Source organism: Burkholderia sp. 22313 (genome assembly GCF_052045245.1).
In the GTDB taxonomy this organism is placed as follows: domain Bacteria; phylum Pseudomonadota; class Gammaproteobacteria; order Burkholderiales; family Burkholderiaceae; genus Burkholderia.
Genome location: NZ_JBQEON010000084.1, coordinates 1 through 847 on the forward strand (window position 1 = coordinate 1; position 847 = coordinate 847).

Annotated in this window: 1 pseudogene; it reads left to right on the forward strand. The window is 65.3% G+C overall.

What is annotated here, in order from left to right:
* Positions 1 to 847 (forward strand): annotated as a pseudogene (locus ACTJKF_RS31375) (ESPR-type extended signal peptide-containing protein); the annotation flags it as partial.

Below are 847 nucleotides of genomic sequence, written 5' to 3' on the forward strand. Positions count from 1 at the left end.
CTCGATCACGTCGCTGTCCACGTCGACTTCGACCGGCATCAATTCGCTGTCCACCGGCCTCAGCTCGACCAATAGCTCGATGACCTCGCTTTCGTCGTCAACCTCGACCGGCCTGTCGTCCGCTAACAGTTCGATCACGTCGCTTTCCACGTCGACTTCGACCGGCATCAGCTCGTTGTCCACGGGTCTCAGCTCGGTCACGACCAAGACGGACAACCTCGGCAACAGCACGGCCTCCGCACTGGGCGGCGGCGCCAAGTACGATCCGACGACCGGCACGGTTTCCGCTCCGGCATACACCACCTACAACGCGAACGGCACGACGTCGACCGCCGGCAGCGTCGGCTCGGCGATCGACAGCATCAATAGCCAGGGCATCAAGTACTTCCACGCGAATTCGACGGTAGCGGACAGCCAGGCGCTCGGCACCGACTCGGTCGCGATCGGTCCGAAGGCCATCGCCAACAACACCGGCGACGTCGCGCTCGGCCGCGGCTCCGTCACCGCGGCGCCCAACCCCACGCCGACGGGCATCATCGGCGGCGTGACGAGCACGTTTGCGGGCGGCAATCCGACCAGCGTGGTGAGCGTCGGCAATGCGAGCACGGGCACCACGCGTCAGATCACCAATGTCGCGGCCGGTCAAATCACCGCGACCAGCACGGACGCGATCAACGGCTCCCAGCTCTTCGCGACCAATTCGGCCGTGGATTCGCTGTCGACGACGGTGTCGTCGTCCAGCAGCGCGATCTCGTCGCTGTCTACCGGCATCACTTCGTTGTCGACGGGCCTCAGCTCCACCGATAGCTCAGTCGCTTCGCTGTCGACCTCCACGTCGACGGGCCTC